The organism is Burkholderia multivorans ATCC BAA-247 (genome assembly GCF_000959525.1).
Lineage (GTDB): Bacteria > Pseudomonadota > Gammaproteobacteria > Burkholderiales > Burkholderiaceae > Burkholderia > Burkholderia multivorans.
In genome coordinates this window covers 605,216-623,860 of record NZ_CP009831.1, presented here as the reverse complement: position 1 = coordinate 623,860, position 18,645 = coordinate 605,216, and the positions used below count along the sequence as shown (strand labels likewise).

Annotated in this window: 18 protein-coding genes; 12 read left to right on the top strand and 6 right to left on the bottom strand. The window is 67.4% G+C overall.

Translation table 11 applies throughout. The features are described 5' to 3' along the window. Window positions 1–4: 4 nt before the first annotated feature. The 5 genes from NP80_RS05075 (at window position 5) to NP80_RS05055 (ending at window position 5,673) form a co-directional block, all read left to right on the top strand. Complete coding sequence (locus NP80_RS05075; RefSeq protein ID WP_006411363.1) at window positions 5–925, top strand: LysR family transcriptional regulator; 921 nt, start codon at window positions 5–7, stop codon at window positions 923–925. 106 nt (window positions 926–1,031) lie between these two features. Continuing rightward, on the top strand, window positions 1,032–1,463 hold the full coding sequence (locus tag NP80_RS05070; protein WP_006404236.1) for a MarR family winged helix-turn-helix transcriptional regulator: 432 nt from the start codon (window positions 1,032–1,034) through the stop codon (window positions 1,461–1,463). Window positions 1,464–1,552: 89 nt separating this feature from the next. Continuing rightward, window positions 1,553–2,644, top strand: a complete 1,092-nt coding sequence (locus NP80_RS05065) for an HlyD family secretion protein (RefSeq protein WP_006411352.1) — start codon at window positions 1,553–1,555, stop codon at window positions 2,642–2,644. A 13-nt stretch (window positions 2,645–2,657) separates the two neighbouring features. Continuing rightward, window positions 2,658–4,232, top strand: coding sequence for a DHA2 family efflux MFS transporter permease subunit (locus NP80_RS05060; RefSeq protein WP_006404238.1), 1,575 nt, complete (start codon window positions 2,658–2,660; stop codon window positions 4,230–4,232). 10 nt (window positions 4,233–4,242) lie between these two features. After that, window positions 4,243–5,673 (top strand): efflux transporter outer membrane subunit, encoded by a 1,431-nt coding sequence (locus NP80_RS05055; protein WP_006411354.1) that lies wholly within the window; start codon window positions 4,243–4,245, stop codon window positions 5,671–5,673. A 103-nt stretch (window positions 5,674–5,776) separates the two neighbouring features. On the opposite strand, the gene NP80_RS05050 is transcribed toward NP80_RS05055, so the two are convergent. After that, window positions 5,777–6,400: a LysE family transporter gene (locus NP80_RS05050; protein ID WP_006411382.1), complete on the bottom strand. Its 624-nt coding sequence runs from the start codon at window positions 6,398–6,400 to the stop codon at window positions 5,777–5,779. Between the two features lie 112 nt (window positions 6,401–6,512). After that, a complete protein-coding gene (locus NP80_RS05045) occupies window positions 6,513–6,974 on the bottom strand; it encodes an NlpC/P60 family protein (RefSeq protein WP_006411376.1) in 462 nt (153 codons plus the stop codon). 223 nt (window positions 6,975–7,197) lie between these two features. On the opposite strand from NP80_RS05045, the gene tcuC reads away from it, so the two are divergent. Together tcuC and NP80_RS05035 are read left to right on the top strand one after the other, a co-directional pair. Further along, a complete protein-coding gene (gene tcuC, locus NP80_RS05040; RefSeq protein ID WP_006404243.1) occupies window positions 7,198–8,493 on the top strand; it encodes an MFS transporter in 1,296 nt (431 codons plus the stop codon). A 54-nt stretch (window positions 8,494–8,547) separates the two neighbouring features. After that, complete coding sequence (locus tag NP80_RS05035) at window positions 8,548–9,330, top strand: substrate-binding domain-containing protein (RefSeq protein ID WP_012217515.1); 783 nt, start codon at window positions 8,548–8,550, stop codon at window positions 9,328–9,330. Window positions 9,331–9,403: 73 nt separating this feature from the next. On the opposite strand, the gene NP80_RS05030 is transcribed toward NP80_RS05035, so the two are convergent. Then, a complete protein-coding gene (locus NP80_RS05030; protein ID WP_006404245.1) occupies window positions 9,404–10,327 on the bottom strand; it encodes a LysR family transcriptional regulator in 924 nt (307 codons plus the stop codon). Between the two features lie 304 nt (window positions 10,328–10,631). On the opposite strand from NP80_RS05030, the gene parS reads away from it, so the two are divergent. Beyond that, window positions 10,632–11,126 carry a type II RES/Xre toxin-antitoxin system antitoxin gene (parS, locus tag NP80_RS05025; protein ID WP_226823168.1) on the top strand — a complete coding sequence of 165 codons (495 nt, stop codon included), beginning with the start codon at window positions 10,632–10,634 and terminating at the stop codon, window positions 11,124–11,126. Further along, on the top strand, window positions 11,123–11,596 hold the full coding sequence (locus NP80_RS05020; RefSeq protein WP_035947844.1) for an RES family NAD+ phosphorylase: 474 nt from the start codon (window positions 11,123–11,125) through the stop codon (window positions 11,594–11,596). Before parS ends, NP80_RS05020 begins: the two co-directional genes overlap by 4 nt. A gap of 149 nt (window positions 11,597–11,745) precedes the next feature. Here NP80_RS05020 and NP80_RS05015 read toward each other — a convergent pair whose 3' ends face one another. The 3 genes from NP80_RS05015 to NP80_RS05005 form a co-directional block, all read right to left on the bottom strand. Further along, complete coding sequence (locus tag NP80_RS05015) at window positions 11,746–13,092, bottom strand: DUF3100 domain-containing protein (RefSeq protein ID WP_006411372.1); 1,347 nt, start codon at window positions 13,090–13,092, stop codon at window positions 11,746–11,748. A 125-nt stretch (window positions 13,093–13,217) separates the two neighbouring features. Next, complete coding sequence (locus tag NP80_RS05010) at window positions 13,218–14,729, bottom strand: aldehyde dehydrogenase family protein (RefSeq protein WP_006411357.1); 1,512 nt, start codon at window positions 14,727–14,729, stop codon at window positions 13,218–13,220. Between the two features lie 29 nt (window positions 14,730–14,758). Continuing rightward, entirely contained in the window at window positions 14,759–15,649 is an 891-nt protein-coding gene (locus tag NP80_RS05005) for an NAD(P)-dependent oxidoreductase (protein ID WP_230847203.1), read from the bottom strand. Window positions 15,650–15,789: 140 nt separating this feature from the next. Between NP80_RS05005 and NP80_RS05000 the strand changes: the two genes are divergently transcribed. The 3 genes from NP80_RS05000 (at window position 15,790) to NP80_RS04985 (ending at window position 18,594) form a co-directional block, all read left to right on the top strand. Further along, entirely contained in the window at window positions 15,790–16,704 is a 915-nt protein-coding gene (locus NP80_RS05000) for a LysR family transcriptional regulator (RefSeq protein ID WP_006404254.1), read from the top strand. A 159-nt stretch (window positions 16,705–16,863) separates the two neighbouring features. Continuing rightward, window positions 16,864–17,751, top strand: a complete 888-nt coding sequence (locus NP80_RS04990; protein WP_006404256.1) for a LysR substrate-binding domain-containing protein — start codon at window positions 16,864–16,866, stop codon at window positions 17,749–17,751. Between the two features lie 93 nt (window positions 17,752–17,844). Then, window positions 17,845–18,594 (top strand): SDR family NAD(P)-dependent oxidoreductase, encoded by a 750-nt coding sequence (locus NP80_RS04985; RefSeq protein ID WP_006411368.1) that lies wholly within the window; start codon window positions 17,845–17,847, stop codon window positions 18,592–18,594. Window positions 18,595–18,645 lie beyond the last annotated feature (51 nt).

Genomic DNA, 18,645 nt, shown 5'->3' with positions numbered 1-18,645 from the left:
GGACATGGACTACATCGACAAGCTGCGGATCTTCCGGTCGGTCGTCGAGCTGCGCAGCTTCACGCGCGCGGCCGACATGCATGGCCTCGCGCGCCCGGTCGTGTCGCGCGCGATCGCCGAACTCGAAGCGCGGTTCGGCGGCCGCTTGCTGCACCGGACCACGCGCCAGGTGTCGCTGACCGAAACGGCCGAACGCATCTACGAGCGCTGCGCCGCCGTGCTCGACGAGCTGGACGCGCTCGAAGCCGAGGCGCAGACGCAGACGCGCGAGCCCGACGGCCTGCTGCGGCTCGTCGCGCACACGACCGCCGCGCTGAATCAGTTCGTGCCGTTGATCGCGGGCTTCAAGGCTGCGCATCCGAAAGTGCGTATCGACGTCACGTTGACCGAGCGGCCCGTCGATCTGGTCGGCGAGGGCTACGACATCGGCATCGTCGCGCCCTACATGCTGAGCTCCGACACGACGATCGTGCGGCTCATCGCGCGGATACCGTTCGTGATCGTCGCGACGCCCGCGTACCTGAGCGCGCATGGGCGGCCCACGACGCCGGCCGATCTCGTCGACCATCCGTTCGTGCCGCTGTCGCCGTCGCTGCGCCGCCCGGCGCTGTCGTTCCGCGTCGACGGCGACGTGCTGACCCTTCCGCTGCGCTTCGACATTTCGTCGAACAGCCCCGTGTTCAACCGCGAGATGGTGATGCACGGTTTCGGCATCGGCATCGTGCCGAGAACGCTGGTCGAAACCGAGCTCGCGTCGGGCGCGCTCGTACAGCTGCTCGACGATGCCGACCTCGTCGATGGGTGCGTCGAGCTGAAGCTGGCGTACGCGAACCGATCGCTGCTGCCGGCGAAGGTCAAGGCGTTCATCGACTATGCGAGCGCGATGTGCGACCGCGAAGGCTGGATCGCGCCCGTCGCGGCATAGCGCCGGTTCGCGCACTTCGCTCGCCCGCCGATTGGTACGCAGGACGCATCAATCTGATCGCGCGGCCGTCATCGCTCCGCGCGCGCAGACTGCTTAAAGTGTGCACATGCACACGACGACGCTCACCGACGACGATTGTTTCGCGATCCGGCAGGCCGCACGCCGGATCTCGCAGTTCTACGAGCGCCATCTCGCGCATGCGGGCGTTACGCCGTCGCAGTACAGCATTCTGGCGCTGCTGCGCGAACGGCCGGGCCTGACGATGGCGGCGCTGTCGGCCGAGCTGGTCATCGAGCGTACCGCGCTGCTGCGCGCGCTCAGGCCGCTCGTCGGCGCCGCGCTCGTCGCCGGGCATACCGAACCGGGCGGACGCCGGCAGACCTTCTCGCTCACTGCGTGCGGCGAAACGAAGATCGCCGAAGCGCATGCGCACTGGCTCGCCGCGCAGCAGGCATTCGAGCGGCGTTTCGGGGCACGGCAGGCCGCCCACCTGCGCGGCGAGCTGTTCCGGATCGCGCACAACCTGCCGGCGCGCTGACGTACTGCATATCCGTCGCGCGCAGGCGTTTTCCCGATCGACGCACCGCCGTCGGTCGCCTTGATTAGTGCATATACATAGGTGAATCGATGGACACGACTCAAACCGCTGCCGCCCGCGAAGCGGCCACGGCCGAACCGCCCGCGAAGCAGCGCCGCCGCGTACGCTGGATGCGCATCGCCCTGATCGCCGTCGTCGTCGCGGTCGGCGCGGCCGCACTCGACTGGCTGTTCGTGCTGCGTTTCCAGGAAAGCACCGACGACGCGTATGTCGGCGGCGACGTGACGGTGCTTGCGCCGAAGGTCGCCGGCTTCGTCGACCGAATCCTCGTGACCGACAACCAGCGCGTGAAAGCCGGCGACGTCCTCGTGCAGCTCGACGCGCGCGACTACGCGGCGAAGCTCGCGCAGGCGAGCGCCGAAGTCGACGCGGCGCGCTCGGCCGTGGCCGAGCTCGAAGCGAAGCAGCAGCTGCAAGACGCGGTGATCGTCCAGCATGCGGCGGACAAGAACGCATCCTCGGCCGAGCTGACGCGCGCCGCGGCCGATCGCGTCCGCTATCGCGAACTCGTGAAGGCCGACGCGGTGTCGAATCAGCTCGTCGAGCGCGCCGACGCCGATTACGCGAAAGCGCACGCGGCCGTCGAACGCAGCGATGCGGCGCTGCTCGCGTCGAAGCGCGAGCTCGACGTGCTCGGCGCACAGCTGGCCGATGCGCGCGCCCGCGTGAACACGGCGCTCGCCGCGCAGCGCGTTGCCGCATTGAACGTCGAATACACGACGATCCGTGCACCGGTCGACGGCTACGTCGGCAACCGCACCGGCCGCGTCGGAATGCTGGCGAACGTCGGCGTGCCGCTGCTGACGATCGTCCCTGCGTCCGGCTTGTGGATCGACGCGAACTTCAAGGAGGACCAGCTGCGCAAGATGCGCGCGGGCGATCGCGTCGACGTGTCGCTCGATGCGTCGGGCGCGCGGCTGCACGGGCGCGTCGACAGCGTCGCGCCCGCGACCGGCGCGACGTTCAGCGTGCTGCCGCCCGAGAATGCGACCGGCAACTTCACGAAGATCGTGCAGCGCGTGCCGGTGCGCGTCCATCTCGATCCGCAGCCCGGGCTCGAGCAGGTGCTGCGTCCGGGGCTGTCCGCGGTCGTGACCGTGCACACCGACCACGCGCACTGAACGGGAGACGACGATGACCACCGCGTTTTCCGGCGACCCCGCGTCGCAACCGACGAAGCAGCGCGTGTTCGCATTCGCGCTGATGTGCGTCGGCTTCTTCATGGCGACGCTCGACATCCAGATCGTCGCGTCGTCGCTGCGCGACATCGGCGGCGGACTGTCGGCCAGCCAGGACGAACTGTCGTGGGTGCAGACGGCCTATCTGATCGCCGAAATCATCGTGATCCCGATGTCGGGCTGGCTGTCGAAGGTGATGTCGACACGCTGGCTGTTCGTCGCGTCTGCCGTCGGCTTCACGATCACGAGCATGCTGTGCGGGCTCGCGTGGGACATCAATTCGATGATCCTGTTTCGCGGGCTGCAGGGCGCGCTCGGCGCCGCAATGATTCCGACCGTGTTCACGACCGCGTTCGTGCTGTTTCCCGGCAGGCAGCGGCTGATCGCGTCGACGACGATCGGCGCGCTCGCGTCGCTCGCACCGGCGATCGGCCCCGTGATCGGCGGCTGGATCACCGATCGATGGTCGTGGCACTGGCTGTTCTATCTGAACCTCGTGCCGGGGATCCTGGTCGCGGTGCTGGTGCCGCGCTACGTGCGCATCGACGAGCCCGATCCCGGTCTCGTCAAGCGCGGCGACTATCTCGGGATCGTGCTGATGTCGGGCTTTCTCGGCTGCCTCGAATACGTGCTCGAGGAAGGGCCGCGCAAGAACTGGTTCGGCGATCACGTCATCGTTGCATGCGCATGGATCGCCGGCATCTGCGGCTTCCTGTTCGTCGTGCACGCGCTGACCGCCGAGGATCCGGTCGTCGACCTGCGTGCGCTTGCCGTGCGCAACTTCGGCATCGGCAGCCTGCTCTCGTTCGTCACGGGCATCGGCATCTTCGTGACCGTATTCCTGACGCCGCTGTTTCTCGCCCAGGTGCGCGCATTCAGCTCGCTGCAGATCGGCATCGCGCTGCTGTCGGTCGGCGCGTTCCAGCTGCTCGCGCTCTGCGCATACGCGTTCGCGGCCCGCTACTTCAGCCTGCGCTCGCTGCTCGTGTTCGGACTCGTGTGTTTCGGCATCGGCTGCTATCTGTACACGCCGATCACGCACGACTGGGGCTGGCAGGAACTGCTGCTGCCGCAGGCGCTGCGCGGCATCGGTCAGCAGTTCAGCGTGCCGCCGATCGTGACGATGGCGCTCGGCTCGCTGCCGCCGTCGCGGCTGAAGTCCGCCAGCGGGCTGTTCAACCTGATGCGCAATCTCGGCGGTGCGATCGGCATCGCGGTCAGCGCGACGATGCTCAACGACCGGCTGAACTTCCATTACCTGCGGCTCAACGAGCACGTGAGCGCGGGCGTGCCGCAGGTCGCGTCGCTGCTCGACGGGCGCACCGCGTACTGGGCGTCGGTCGCCGGCAACACGGTCGATGCCGCGCAGGCCGCGCTCGCCAACCTGCATCGGCTGATCTACCGCGAAGCGCTGACGCTCACGTATGCCGATGCGTACTACGCACTGTCGCTCTGTTTCGTCGTCGCGCTGGTCGCGGTCGTCTTCTCTCAACCCATCTCGCTGAACGCGCCGCCGCCGGATGCGCACTGAGGTCGTCATCATGAAACAGCTCATTGTCGCGCTCGCCGTCAGCGCGTTCGCCGCCGGTTGTGCGGTACAGCCGGCGCAGCACGCGACGCTGCCCGACGCGGTCGGCGCGCTCGCGCCTGCTACGTGGGACACCGCCGTTCCAGCCGCCACGAGCGACGCGGCGACGTGGTGGGCACAGTTCCGCGACCCGACGCTCGACCGGCTGATCGCGACCGTGCTCGACGCCAACCTCGATCTGCAGGCCGCCGCCGAACGCGTGAAGCAGGCGCAAGCGCTGACCGCAAGCAAGCGCGCGGCGCTGCTGCCCCAACTCGACGCCACGGCGCATGCATCCGACGCGCGCCAGAACGTTCCGCCGCCGCTCGGCTACGTGCGGCAGGCCGGCGCCGGGCTCGCACTGAGCTGGTCGCCCGACGTGTTCGGCGGCGAACGGCTCGACCTGCTCGCCGCGCGCGCGGAACTCGTCGGGCAGACGCACGCGGAAGATGCGATGCGACTCGCGCTGGCGGCCGACGCGGCATCCGCGTACGTCGATCTGCGCTGGGCGCAGCAGGAACTGAAGCTGCTGCAGGACAACGCGGCGATCCGGCAGCGTGCGCTCGAACTGACACGCAAGCGGCAGGCGTTCGGGCTGTCGACGGAGCTCGACGTCACGCGCGCGAAGAATCAGCTCGACGCGCTCGAAGCGCGGATCGCGCCGACGCGTGCGCAGATCGCGCATCAGCTGAACCTGATCGCCGTGTATTCGGGCCGCACGCCGGAATCGATCGATCGGCTCGTGCTCGCCGAGTCCGCGCCGATTCCCGCGCCGCCGGCCGGCGCACCGGTCACGCTGCCGTCGCAGGCGCTGCTGCGCCGCCCCGACGTGCTGACCGCCTACGCGCAGGTCGAACGGCGGGCGGCGCAAGTCGGCGTCGCGAAAGCCGAGCGGTATCCGAAGTTCTCGCTGAATCTGGCGGACGGCGTGCTCGCCGCGTCGTATCTCGGGCTGCCGACGCTCACCGACAATCTGTTCAGCGCCGCGCTGAGCGCGACGAGCCCGATCTTCGATGCCGGCCGCATCGCGGCCGACATCGCACAAAGCGAAAGCCGGTTGCGCGAATCCGAACTCGCGCTGCGGCAGACGATGCTGCAGGCCTTGCGCGAAGTCGAGGATGCGCGCGCGAGCCTCGTCGCGACCGACGCGGCGTCGCAGCAGCTCGGCGGCGCGCTCGCCGCGTCCGACCGTGCGCTCGCGCTCGCGACGCGACTGTACAAGGGCGGCGCGACGGATTTTCTCGACGTGTTGACCGCGCAGGAGGCGTATCTGCGCGACTCCGATTCGCTGAATCAGGCCGCACGCGAGCATGCGCTCGCGGCGATCGCGCTGTATCGATCGCTCGGCGGCGGATGGAGCAGGAACGATGCGGGGCAGGCGGCCGAGGCTGTCGCGAGCCAATGAGCGCGAACGCGATGCGCTGCGTGGGAGAACGTCGCCGAAGCGGCGAGAAGGCAATCATGGCGATCATGGCCGCATGCGGCGGCCATGACTGACGGCGATACGCTTAGCGATCGAGCGCGAGCTTCGCGCCGAGGCCGAGCAGGATCGTGCCCATCACCGCATCGATCGGCTTGCGCAGTTTCGCGTAGCCGGTCTGCACGCGGTTCGTCGAGAACAGCAGCGCGACCGTGCAGAACCACGACAGCGACACGGCGACGACGACCGCCAGCGTCGCACCATGCACCCACGCGGGCGCATGCGCGGGCAGCAGCGTGACGAACAGACTGCCGAAGAACGCGGCGGCTTTCGGATTCGTCAGGCCGACCAGCAACCCTTTGCGGTATGCATGCGCGCCGCCGCGCACGGCAGGCGCGCGCATGGCGTCGGCCGGCTGCGCCGACTGGCGCAGCCCCGACAACGACTTGATGCCGAGGTAGATCAGATACGCGGCGCCGGCGATCCGGATCGCCTCGTACAGCCACGCGAGCTTCGCGACGATCAGGCCGAGCCCGAAGATCGCCATCGCGGCCCATACCGCGTGCGACGACGCGATGCCGAGCGCGGCCAGCAAGCCGGCGCGGCGGTTGCCGAGCGCATGGGAAGACACGGCGATGAGGTCGGGGCCGGGGCTCACGCAGGCCAGCAGCATCACGCCGCCGACCGCGGCAAGTTGGGGAACGTAGCTCATGACGGTTCGGATCGGTACGGGTCGAAATGTCCAGGGAAAACGGACGAATCGACCGACTGTAGCACGACGTGCCGCGCCGTGCCGACGCCGCGCTCGCCCGCGTGCGGCGCGTTCACTCGACGTGCGGCCAGCGATAGGCGATCACCGACGCGACCGGATACGCGAGCTCGCGCACCGCGCCGAGCTGGTTGCCGCCGAACAGATGCACGTGCGCATCGTCGTGACGCAGATAGAAGCCGACATGGCCCTTCCAGCTCGTCGGGTCCTCACGCGTCAGCACCGCGATGCAGCCGTACACCGGCTGCGCGAGCGGCCGCCCCCACTCGAGCCACGAGCGCGCGAGCGCCGAGCCGGTGCCGCGCATGCCGGCGCGCGCCATGCACCAGTTGACGAACGACGAGCACCACGAAATCTTGTCGTCGTAGCCGACGAGGTGCGTGTGCCCGTTGTATTCGACGATGCGCGGATTCACGCGGCCAGGCGGAAACCGGCGCACGCCGCGCTCGGCGAGTGCGACGGCCATCCACGGCACGAGCGTGCCGTGCGGATGGTCGGTGGCGTTCGGTCGGATCACGTCGTCCTCGTCGAAGTGGCTGAGCGATAGCGCTCCATCTTCGCATAGGTGCGCGAACGCCGCGCGCCGCCACAGCATTCGCCGAGGCGGCCGCGCATCGATTGATAACCGGCGAACATCAATCGTTCAGAAAATTGCACTTATCGTTTCTGCGGCATCGCGCGAACATTCGCGAAAACAACAATCGCCGCCCTCCCTCCCCGCATTTTCCGGAGACATCCCGATGCATCCCTCGTCCAGTCTCTCGACCGGGCGCTCGAAGGCCGCTGCGGTCTTCCGCGTCACGGCCGGGAATTTTCTCGAGCAGTTCGATTTCTTTCTGTTCGGCTTCTACGCCACGCAGATCGCCAACGTGTTCTTTCCCGCCGCCAGCGAGTTCGCGTCGCTGATGATGACGTTCGCGGTGTTCGGCGCCGGCTTCCTGATGCGGCCGCTCGGCGCGATCGTGCTCGGCGCGTATATCGACGACGTCGGCCGTCGCAAGGGCCTGATCGTCACGCTGTCGATCATGGCGAGCGGCACGATCCTGATCGCGTTCGTGCCCGGCTACGCGACGATCGGCCTGCTCGCGCCCGCGCTCGTGCTGCTCGGGCGGCTGCTGCAGGGCTTCTCGGCCGGCGCGGAGCTCGGCGGCGTATCCGTCTATCTGGCCGAAATGGCCACGCCGGGCCGCAAGGGCTTCTTCACGAGCTGGCAGTCCGCGAGCCAACAGGTCGCGATCGTCGTCGCCGCGGCGCTCGGCTTCGCGCTGAATCGCTGGCTGAGCGCGGCCGACATCGCCGCGTGGGGCTGGCGCGTGCCGTTCTTCGTCGGCTGCATGATCGTGCCGTTCATCTTCATGCTGCGTCGCAAGCTCGAGGAAACGCAGGAATTCAGCGCGCGCCGCCATCGTCCGACGATGAAGGAAGTATTCGGCACGCTGGCTCAGAACTGGGCCGTCGTCGTGGCCGGCATGATGCTGGTCGCGATGACCACCGCGAGCTTCTATCTGATCACCGTGTATGCGCCGACGTTCGGCAAGACCGTCCTGCATCTGAGCACCGCCGACAGCCTGCTCGTGACGCTGTGCGTGGGCGTCTCGAACTTCGTGTGGCTGCCGATCGGCGGTGCGCTGTCCGACCGCATCGGCCGCCGCCCGCTGCTCGTCGCGATGACGGTGCTCGCGATCGCGACCGCCTATCCGGCGCTGTCGCTGCTCGCCCATGCGCCGACGTTCACGAACATGCTGCTCGTGCTGCTGTGGCTGTCGTTCATGTACGGCCTCTACAACGGCGCGATGATCGTCGCGCTCACCGAAGTGATGCCCGTGCAGGTGCGCGTGGCCGGCTTCTCGCTCGCGTACAGCCTCGCCACGGCCGTGTTCGGCGGCTTCACGCCGGCGATCTCGACCGCGCTGATCCACATGACGGGCGACAAGGCCGCGCCCGGCTACTGGATGAGCTTCGCCGCCGTGTGTGCGCTGCTCGCGACGTTCGCACTGTATCGCCGCCAGGCCGCGACGCTGACGCCCGCGCATTGACGGTCCGCTCGTCCCCCATGCTCACCTGACCTTCCCGTTCGCACGACCATGACGATGAAAAATCTGCTGCTGAAACTTTGCGCGACCGCGCTCGTCGCTACCTCGGTCGCCACCGCCCCCGTGCAGGCCGCCGAGCTGCACGTGATGAGCTCGGGCGGCTTCACCGCCGCGTACAAGGCGCTCGGCCCGCGCTTCGCCGCCGACACCGGCAACACGCTCGACACGACGCTCGGCCCGTCGATGGGCAAGTCGCCCGAAGCGATTCCGAACCGGCTCGCGCGCGGCGAGCCTGCCGACGTCGTGATCATGGTCGGCTACGCGCTCGACGAGTTGATCCGGCAAGGCAAGGTCGTGCCCGGCTCGCGCGTCGAGCTGGCCGATTCGCGAATCGGCATGGTCGTGCGCGAAGGCGCCGCGAAGCCCGATATCGGCACAGCCGACGGGCTTCGGCAAGCGCTGCTGCACGCGAAGTCGATCGCGTACTCGGACAGCGCGAGCGGCGTCTACATCGAGCGCGAGTTGTTCAGGAAGCTCGGCATCGAAGCGCAGGTGAAGCCGAAGGCGACGATGATTCCGCGCATTCCGGTCGCGTCCGTCGTCGCGAACGGCGACTATGAAATCGGCTTCCAGCAGGTGAGCGAACTGCTCCCGGTGCCGGGCGTCACGTTCGTCGGCCGGATTCCGGAGTCGCTGCAGTCGGTCACGCGCTTCGCCGGCGGCATCCCGGTCGGCGCACGGCATCCGCAGGAAGCGAAGGCGCTCCTCGACTATCTCGCATCGCCCGGCGTGCAGCCGGACGTGAAGGCGACCGGGCTCGACCCCGTGTCGGCCCGCTGACGCAAACCAACCGCCGCGTGCGCGCGTGCGGTCGCGCGCCTGCCGGCAAGCCGCGTGGCAGGCCGGCCGCGTATCACGATGCGGCCGCGCCCGACGCGCGGCTCGCGCGCTTTGCGTCGACGACCATCTCGTGAAATGCCTGCGCGGCCGGCGTCAGCTGCCGTCCGCGCCGCTTTACGATGCCGACCCGCCGCTTCACGACGGGGTCGACGAGCGGCACGCTCGTGAGGATCGGATGGTCGCGTCCGGGCATCGCCATCGACGGCACCGCGGCGACGCCGAGCCCCGCCTCGATCAGACCGAGCAGCGTCGTCACGTGACGCGTCTCGCACACGCTCGGCACCGGCGGTGCGACGCCCGACAGCGCCTGGTCGAGCAGCAGCCGGTTGCCGGACGTCTTGTCCACCGAGACGTACTCGTGCGCGTACAACTCGTCCCACGTCACGCGCTTCTTGCGCGCGAGCGGATGATCGCGGCGGCACGCGGCGACGAAGCGCTCCTGCAGCAGCACCTTGAAGTCGATCTCGGGCTCCTGGCTGCCGAGGAAGCTCACGCCGAAATCGGCCTCGCCGCTGATCACCGCACCGAGCACCTCGTTCGCGCCCGAATCGAGCAGCTTCACGCGGATGCGCGGGAAGCGGCGGTGATACTCGGCAATCACGTTCGGCAGGAAGTAATACGCGACGGACGGCACGCACGCGATCGTCACGTGACCGAGGCGGCTCGACGACACGTCGCGAATGCCGAGCAGCGCCGCATCGAGATCGTCGAGCAGTTGCTCGGCGCTCGGCGCGAACACGCGGCCGACGGTCGTCAGCGTGACGCTGCGCGTCGTGCGCTCGAACAGCCGCACGCCGAGCGCATCCTCGAGCTTGTCGATGCGGCGGCTCAACGCGGGCTGCGAAATGCTGAGCGCGTCGGCAGCCTTGCGGAAGCTGCCCAGCTCCACCACCGCGCGAAACGCCTGCAAGTCGGTCAAGTCGAAATTGATCCCCACGGGACAGCCTCCGCATTTCAATGCCCGGTATTGTGCATGAAGCGGAGGACGCAAGTGGGCGCGCGGCGGTTTGACGGTGGGCGTCGATCGGTAGGCCCGCAGCATCGGCACGAAGCGTTCGCCGTTGCCGTGCTGTGCGACCTGCCCGATCGACATTGTCCACGTCGGCAAGCTCTGTGAACGAGATGCAGAAAAGCGATGACCATTGGGTTGCGCCGGCACAAATCCCATTTGATACATGATTGACTCCCATTTGATATATATCTATAATGGGATTGTTACTTCACGCATTTGGGAGTTTGCCATGCGTACCCCCGCACCAACCAGCCGGCAGCCGGCTAAGCGCGCAAGCGCCGGGAAAGCCTCCGTTGGGTCGAATGGCCTCGGCGCACACGAGCACGACTTCGATACGTTCCGCAGGATGACGCCGCTGGAGCAGCGGCGTACGATCGCCGATGGATTCAAGGCAGTGATCGTCGAACGTGTCGCTCGCGAGCTTCTCCGAATCCCGGTGCAATCGCTGCTGTCCGCGCTAAGCTTGCCGAGCTCGACAATCCTTCGAAAGATCGCGAACGAGGATCGCCTGTCGCAAAGCGAGTCCGATCGTATTGCGCGCGTTCTCTACGTCCTCGATCTTGCGGTCGAGCTTTTCGAGGACAAGGACCGTGCAGCGGAATGGATGACGCGCGGCAATGCCGAGCTTGATGGTCTTAAGCCGATAGAAGTTCTCGATGTACAGCCCGGCTACGACCGTGTGCGCGACATTCTCAACCGTGCATTGTTCGGGGTCACCGCGTGAAGCTGTATCGCCTCGCAAAAGAACGAAAGGGCCACTACATGGCGGACGATCTCAGCGGCAATGGTGCTGCGATCGCAGGGGGCCGCTGGAATCCGCGCGGAATGCGAGTGCTGTACACGTGCTGTCACGCTTCCACGTCCCTGCTCGAAGCGCTCGTCCATATGTCAGGGATACTGCCGGCCGGCGGCCTTTTCTTGGTGACACTCGAAGTGCCTGATGCGGTATACGAAGGGGCGTTCGAACCAGAACTACCGCCCGATTGGGCGACGCTAACGGAAGACCCTGCGTCGACAGCGCGGATCGGCCGGGAATGGTTGGAAAAGGGTGCGCGGCTCGCGATGCGGGTTCCATCCGTCGTCTGTCCCACGGACTTCAATTTGCTGCTGAACCCGCTGCACCCCGATTTCGCCGCGATGGTGAAGGTGATCAGCAAAGAGCCGTTCAAATTGGATCCGCGGCTCTTCGGGTAGACTTCAACGCCGCCCGACGGGCGCAGTGGTTTGATGCCGACCTCCTGACTCCGAAATCCCGCGACGTTATCGGTAGGGCAGGGGCAAACGGCGGACAGCCGGCATATGGGCACGCACGCCACCGCGCGCCGCTGCATGCCGCCCCTCGCTCAGATATGAAAGATCTGCGCGACCAGCGCGGCACCGAGGAACGTGCCGGCATTCGCGACGAACGACACGAGCACGATCCGCCAGCCGAGGCGGCGAAACGCGGGAATGTCCTTCGCGATCGAGAGGCCCGCGAACGTCAGCATCGGCGTGACGACGCCGAGGAAATCGTTCTTCGCGCTCATCGCGGCGATGGCCGGCGCCCACGGACACAGCGGCGAAGTCATGAACATCGCGACGACCGACACCCAGCACACGGCGGGAATCTTGCGGCGCGTGACCGTCGACAGCGCATCGCCGATCACCGTTGCGAGCACCATGAACGCCATGCCGGGTAACCCGAAGAGCGGCGACGTGCCGTGCGTGATCCAGTCGCACACGAGCGAGAACACGGCCGTCAGCAGCCAGGCCGCGACCTTCCCCGAGTAGCTGAGCGCCGGCGCCTCGGTCTGCACGTCGCCGAGCGACGGACGCGCAGCCTCGACGGATGCCGACGCGGACGACGCCTTCGTCGTGCGCCCGATCAGCGGTTCGAGCACGCGATAGCCGAACACCGCGAGCGGCAGCGAGATGAACAGCGTGAAATACGTGCCGATGGTCGTCGTGATCAGGTTGCTCGCGGCGGCGAACGTCAATACGTTCTTCGCGACTTCCGGCGACTGCTGCGCGGCGGCGATCGCGCCGGACGCGGCCGCCATCATGCTGCCCGAGCCGACGCCCGCGCCCATCGCGAGCGCGAGCGGATGAAAAATGTTCAGGCTCGCGACAAAGCCCGCGAAGATCGCGATGAACACCGCGCCGAACACGGTACCCGTCAGATACTCGGCGAGCACGCCGCGCCCTTCGGCCGAATTCATCCCGTACTTCTCGCCGATGATCGCGAGACTCGGCTCGCGTCCGACCGAGAACGTCGCGCCGATCGCTTCGCGCTTGATCCCGAGCAGCAGCGCGAGCGGCAGGCCGAGCAGGATCGTGCCGACGAAGTGCCCGAGCTCCTGGAACGCGAGCGCCCAGCCGGCCGCGGCGAGCTTCGGCAACGCGCTGCCGACCATCAGCCCGAGCTTCGCGACGAACAGCAGCAGCGCCGGCTGCAGCACCGCCGCCGCGAGAAACTGCGTCTTCACGTCGAGCCGCATGCTGCTGCGCCAGCGCTCGGACAGCAGCCCCAACGTGCCGCCCATCAGCAGCGCCCAGATCATCGGCAGCAGCACGACCTTGCCGGGCCCGACATTGAACGTGAACGCGCCGATCGATTGCGCGATCAGCAATATCGCCGCCGCATAGACCAGCAGCTTCGCGCCTCTGAAACCGTCGCTTCCCGCGCCGTCCGCCGTCATCGTATGTTCCATGCTGATCTCCGCTCGAAGGCTCGTCGGCCTCGTATCAGGTTGTGTCGACTGGTCTCGTACCGTGCTGCCGCGACGCGTGCGCCGAATGACGCGGCGCACGTGCCGCGTCGCGCCGCCTTACAAACTTACAAATAGCCGAATGCGCTCGCGGGATGCTTCGCCGTTTCGACCCACACGCTTTTCGTCTGCGTATATTCGTACAACGCCTCGACGCCGCTCGAGCGGCCGTAACCGCTCATCCCGTAGCCGCCGAACGGCGACGCGACATTGATCGTCTTGTAGCCGTTCACCCAGAACGTGCCGGCGTCGATCTGCGCGGCCACGCGATGCGCCCGCGCGACGTCGTTTGTCCATACCGCGCCGGCCAGCCCGAAGTCGGTATCGTTCGCGATCTCGATCGCTTCTTCCTCGGTGTCGAACGGAATCGCGACGACGACGGGCCCGAAGATCTCCGTGCGCGCGACGTCCATCCGATTGTGCACGTTCGCGAGCACGGTCGGCGCGACGAAGTAGCCGCGCGCGCTCCGCTCGGTCGAGCCGGCCGCGAGCGTCGCGCCGGACTCGACACCGCTCGCGATCATCTTCATCACATGCTCGTACTGCGCGCGATGGCAGATCGGGCCGACCTCGGTGGCGTCGTCGGTCGGCGCGCCGACGCGGATCTTCTTCGCGCCCGTCGCGACCATCGCGACGAAGCGGTCGTAGATCGAGCGCTGCACGAGTAGACGCGAGCCGGCGACGCAGCTCTGCCCCGCGCCCGCGAAGATCGCGGCCTGCGCCGTGAGCGCTGCGCGATTCAGGTCCGCATCGTCGAAGACGATATTCGCGGACTTGCCGCCCAGCTCGAGCACGCACGGCAGGACGCGCTTCGCGGCCGCCTCGGCAATCCGCGCGCCGGTCGCGGGCGAGCCGACGAACACGACTTTCTTCACGGCCTTGTGCGCGATCGCCGCCTGCGCGATGGTGTGCCCGTAGCCCGCGAGCACGTTGATCAGCCCGTTCGGCACACCCGCACGCTCGGCAAGCCGCGCGATCGCGAGCGAACTGAACGGCGTGAGCTCGGACGGCTTCAGCAGCACCGCGTTGCCCATCGCGATCGCCGGCGCAAGCTGCCAGCCGCACGTAAACACCGGCGCGTTCCACGGCGTGATCTGCAGCACGGTGCCGGCCGGCTCGCGGCGCGTGTAGTTCAGATGCGACGTCGGCACCGGAATCACATCGCCGTAGAACTTGTCGGCCCAGCCGCCGTAGTACTCGAACATCTCGGCGACTTTCGCGACCTCGCCGCGGCAATCGCGGATCGGTTTGCCCGAACCGAGCGATTCGAGGCGCGCGAGCGCTTCCGCGTGACTGCGCACTTCGCGCGCGACGTCGAACATCGTGCGGCCGCGCGCCGCATGCGTGAGCGCCCACCACTGCCGTTGCGCGGCCTGCGCGGCCGCCGCCGCAAGCGCGACGATCTCCGCGCCGCCGTCGCGATAGGCGAGGCTCGGCTCGCCGGTCGCCGCGTCGAACAGCTCGATCGTATCGCCGCGCCCTTCGACGAGTTCGCCGTTCACGTATGAGCCGACGCTCTGCGCGCCGGGAAAGAACTGTCGAAATGCGTCGAGCAGCGCCTGTCCGATGGGGGATGCCATATCGTTTCCTCGTGGTGATGGATCAGTGCTCAGCGCGCGTCGACGAATTCGACGATGCGGTTGAAGTCTTCCGCGTCGCCGATCGATTCCGCGCTCGCGGCCCACAGGCGGCCCGCTTCGCTTGCGATCGGCGCACTCACGTGTGCGCGCTGCAGCAGTTCGAGCGCGAGGCGCATGTCCTTGCGCATCAGTTTCATCGTGAAGCCCGAATCGAAACGCTCGTTCAGGATCCACGTCGGGTAATTCGTCAGCGTCGCGCTGTTGCGCCCGGAGCCGCCGCTCAGCGCTTCGATCAGCCGTGCCTTGTCGACGCCCGCTGCCTCCGCGGCTCTGACCGCTTCGCTCGTGACGAGCAGATGCACGCCCGTCAGCAGGTTGTTCAGCAGCTTCGTCACATGGCCCGCGCCCGCGGGGCCGACGTGCACCTGCTTCGCGCTGATCGCCGACAGCACCGGCTGCACGGCCGCGATGTGCTCATCGGCGCCGCCGAGCACCATCGTCATCGTCGCGGTTGCCGCGCCCTTCGGGCCGCCGCTGACGGGCCCGTCGACAAAGGCGACGCCATGCGCATCCAGCGCGGCCGCGACCTTGCGCGTGCTGTTCGGATCGGCGGTCGTCGTGTCGATCACGATCAGCCCGCGCTTCGCATGCGACGCGACGCCGCCGTCGCCGAGCACGACCGCTTCGACGATCGCCGAGGTCGGCAGCGACAGGATCAGCACGTCGACCGCCGACGCAATCTCCGCAATCGACGCGCAGGGCCGCACGCCTTCGTCAGCCAGTTGCCGCACGCTCTCTGCGTTCGCGTCGAACCCCAGCACGTCGAAGCCGGCCCGCTTCAGCGACAACGCGATGCCGCGCCCCATGTTTCCCAGTCCGATCACGCCTACCGTCTTCATTGCCGCTCCCGATCGTTGCATTCGAAGGTTCGCGCGGAAGCCGTGTCGCGCTTGCGTTTCGCGCCGGTTCCGCTGCCGTCGTCGACGATCTTCGGCCCGTTTGACCCGTTCAACCAATAAGTGCCAATATTGAGATTGTTCTATTTATTCGAACGCTCGCCATGTCGACCAGCAGCCTGACCGAAAGCCGGATCGCGTACTTCTTCGAGGCGGTGCGCTGCGGCACGATCCGCGCGGCGGCCGACTGGCTCGATGTCGCGCCGTCCGCGGTGAGCCGCCAGATCGCGCTGCTCGAAGCGGAACTCGATGCCCCGCTGATCGAACGCCACGCGCGCGGCGTCACACCGACCGAAGCGGGCAGGTTCGTGATCCAGTACTACCGCGAGCAGCGCGCGCATCGCGACGATCTGCTGTCGCGTCTGCAGGATCTGCGCGGGCTGCGCACCGGGCACGTGCGCGTCGTGCTCGGCGAAGGCTTCGTGTCGGACCTGCTGTCCGGGCCGATGCAGCAGTTCTGCACGCAGTACCCGAAGATTCGCGTCAATCTCGATCTCGGCAGTACCAACGACGTGATGACGAAAATCGCGGAGGACGACGGCGAAATCGGCCTCGTCTACAACCCGCCGCGAGAGCCGCGCATCGTCTCGCGCGCCGCGCACCGGCAGCCGATGATGGCGATCGTCGGCGCCCGGATGGCGCGCACGATCCGGCGCAAGAGCCTGACCGTGCAGGAGCTCGCGTCGTATCCGCTCGCCGCGACGCATCCGTCGTACGGCACGCGGCAGATGCTGCAGGCCGTCGAATTCGCGGAAAAGATCAGCCTCGAACCGGCGATCACGACGAACTCGATCAACATCATGAAGCAGTTCGCGCGCTCGGAACTCGGGATCGTCGTCCTACCGGCGTTCGCCGTCGCCAGCGAGCTGAAAGCCGGCGAACTGAAGGCGATTCCGATCGAACACCCGATTCTGCAGAACGCCGAAGCGCATCTCGTCACGCGCGTCGGCCGCACGCTGTCGGTCGCCTCGAACCGCATGCTGCAGATGATGTCGTCGCAGATGAGCGCGTTTCGCTAGCGCGCAGGCGTCGACACCGCGCTCGCGCGCGGGCCGCGAAAAAACGCATAATGCGTTGCGATCCGCGGCGAACGTTGTGCAACGCATTGCACCGGATGCACGCGACATCGCCGCGCGCCCGACGCGATTCCGATCAACCGCCACCGAAAAGACGTCACGATGCGTATCCCTCCGCTGAAATCCATCATCGCGTTCGAGAGCGTCGCGCGCACCAAAAGCGTGAACCGCGCGGCGGAGGAACTCGGGCTGACCGCGTCGGCCGTCAGCCATCAGTTGAGCAATCTCGAAGCGCTGATCGGCCGGCCACTGTTTCAGCGCTCGGGCCGCGGCCTCGTGCTGACACCGACCGGCGAACGCTATCTGGCCGACGTGACGGGCTCGCTCGCCGACCTGAGCCGCGCGACCGAACGCGCGTCGAGCCGCACCGACGTCGACATCCTGCGCGTGCATTCGAGCCCGAGTTTCGGGCTCATGTGGCTGCTGCCGCGGCTGTCGTCGTTTCAGGAGGCCAACGGCGATCTGCAGCTTAATCTCGCCTGCTCCTATGAAAACGTGTCGTTCTCGAACGGCTACTACGACATCGATATCCGGCACGGCTACGGCAACTGGGACAACCTCGAAGTGAAGACCGTGCGCGGCGAATACATCGCGCCGCTCGCGTCGCCCGCCTATCTGGAGCGGCATCCGGTCCGCACGCCCGAGGATCTGCTCGCGCATCGTCTGATCTATTCGGAGACGCCGCTCGTGCAGTGGAAGCAATGGTTCGGCCGAACCGGCGTGTCGGCCAAGCAGAAGACCTTCGACTTCTCGTTCGACCGCTCGTACATGTCGATCGAGACAGCCGCGCTCGGCCTCGGCATCGCGCTCGAAAGCCTCACGCTGGCGTCGGTGAAGATCCGCGACGGGCTGCTCGTGCCCGTTTTCGACCACAGCTATGCCGTCGAGGTCGGCGCGCATCATCTGGTTTACCCGAGCCAGAATGCGGCGCTGCCGCGCATCCAGCGCTTCCTCGCATGGATCGAACGGGAGGCGGCCGCCTCCACCTGAATTTTTCTCAGCAATGGTTGAGCGTTTCCGCGTTGATGGTGCCGCGTCGTCCCCCGACACTACAGGCACTCATCGATACCCAGGAGACAAACGATGTTGCTCGAGAACCGGATCATCGTCGTGACGGGCGCGGCCTCGCCGCGCGGCATCGGCAAGGCCACCGCGCAGGCGCTCGCCGCCCAGGGCGCGCGCATCGCGATCCTCGATTTGCGCGAGGAAGACGCGCGCGCGGCCGCCGCCGATCTCGGCAGCGGCCATCTCGGGCTCGCCTGCGACGTGGCCGACAAAGCCGCATGCGTCGCCGCGGCCCGCGCGACGCTCGAACGCTACGGCCGCATCGACGGCCTCGTCAACAACGCCGGCATCACGCAGCCGGTGCGCACGCTCGACATCGGCGCGAAGGACTTCGACGCGATCGTCGACGTGAACCTGCGCGGCACGCTCTACATGTCGCAGGCCGTGATTCCCGCGATGAAGGAACAGCAAGGCGGCAGCATCGTCTGCATGTCGTCGGTGTCCGCGCAGCGCGGCGGCGGCATCTTCGGCGGCCCGCACTACAGCGCCGCGAAGGCCGGCGTACTCGGCCTCGCGAAGGCGATGGCACGCGAATTCGGCCCTGACCGCATCCGCGTCAACGCGATCGCGCCCGGCCTGATCCAGACCGACATCACCGGCGACAAGCTGACGCCCGACATGCGCGCCGACATCGTCAAGGGCATCCCGCTCGGGCGGCTCGGCGACGCCGCCGACGTCGCGAATGCATGCCTGTTCCTCGTCAGCGACCTCTCGACCTATCTGACCGGCATCACGCTCGACGTGAACGGCGGCATGCTGATTCACTGAGCGCGTCCGACGACCGTTCCCAAAACGCCCGGACACGACCGGGCGACATGG

What these genes read in the sequence shown, in the direction of transcription:
- NP80_RS05015 (WP_006411372.1), bottom strand. Translation starts at nt 13,092, where the DNA reads ATGGAACATACGATGACGGCGGACGGCGCGGGAAGCGACGGTTTCAGA.
- NP80_RS05005 (WP_230847203.1), bottom strand. Translation starts at nt 15,649, where the DNA reads ATGCAACGATCGGGAGCGGCAATGAAGACGGTAGGCGTGATCGGACTG.
- NP80_RS05060 (WP_006404238.1), top strand. Translation starts at nt 2,658, where the DNA reads ATGACCACCGCGTTTTCCGGCGACCCCGCGTCGCAACCGACGAAGCAG.
- NP80_RS05055 (WP_006411354.1), top strand. Translation starts at nt 4,243, where the DNA reads ATGAAACAGCTCATTGTCGCGCTCGCCGTCAGCGCGTTCGCCGCCGGT.
- NP80_RS05050 (WP_006411382.1), bottom strand. Translation starts at nt 6,400, where the DNA reads ATGAGCTACGTTCCCCAACTTGCCGCGGTCGGCGGCGTGATGCTGCTG.
- NP80_RS05000 (WP_006404254.1), top strand. Translation starts at nt 15,790, where the DNA reads ATGTCGACCAGCAGCCTGACCGAAAGCCGGATCGCGTACTTCTTCGAG.
- NP80_RS05065 (WP_006411352.1), top strand. Translation starts at nt 1,553, where the DNA reads ATGGACACGACTCAAACCGCTGCCGCCCGCGAAGCGGCCACGGCCGAA.
- NP80_RS04985 (WP_006411368.1), top strand. Translation starts at nt 17,845, where the DNA reads ATGTTGCTCGAGAACCGGATCATCGTCGTGACGGGCGCGGCCTCGCCG.
- NP80_RS05070 (WP_006404236.1), top strand. Translation starts at nt 1,032, where the DNA reads ATGCACACGACGACGCTCACCGACGACGATTGTTTCGCGATCCGGCAG.
- parS (WP_226823168.1), top strand. Translation starts at nt 10,632, where the DNA reads ATGCGTACCCCCGCACCAACCAGCCGGCAGCCGGCTAAGCGCGCAAGC.
- NP80_RS05010 (WP_006411357.1), bottom strand. Translation starts at nt 14,729, where the DNA reads ATGGCATCCCCCATCGGACAGGCGCTGCTCGACGCATTTCGACAGTTC.
- NP80_RS05075 (WP_006411363.1), top strand. Translation starts at nt 5, where the DNA reads ATGGACTACATCGACAAGCTGCGGATCTTCCGGTCGGTCGTCGAGCTG.
- NP80_RS04990 (WP_006404256.1), top strand. Translation starts at nt 16,864, where the DNA reads ATGCGTATCCCTCCGCTGAAATCCATCATCGCGTTCGAGAGCGTCGCG.
- tcuC (WP_006404243.1), top strand. Translation starts at nt 7,198, where the DNA reads ATGCATCCCTCGTCCAGTCTCTCGACCGGGCGCTCGAAGGCCGCTGCG.
- NP80_RS05035 (WP_012217515.1), top strand. Translation starts at nt 8,548, where the DNA reads ATGAAAAATCTGCTGCTGAAACTTTGCGCGACCGCGCTCGTCGCTACC.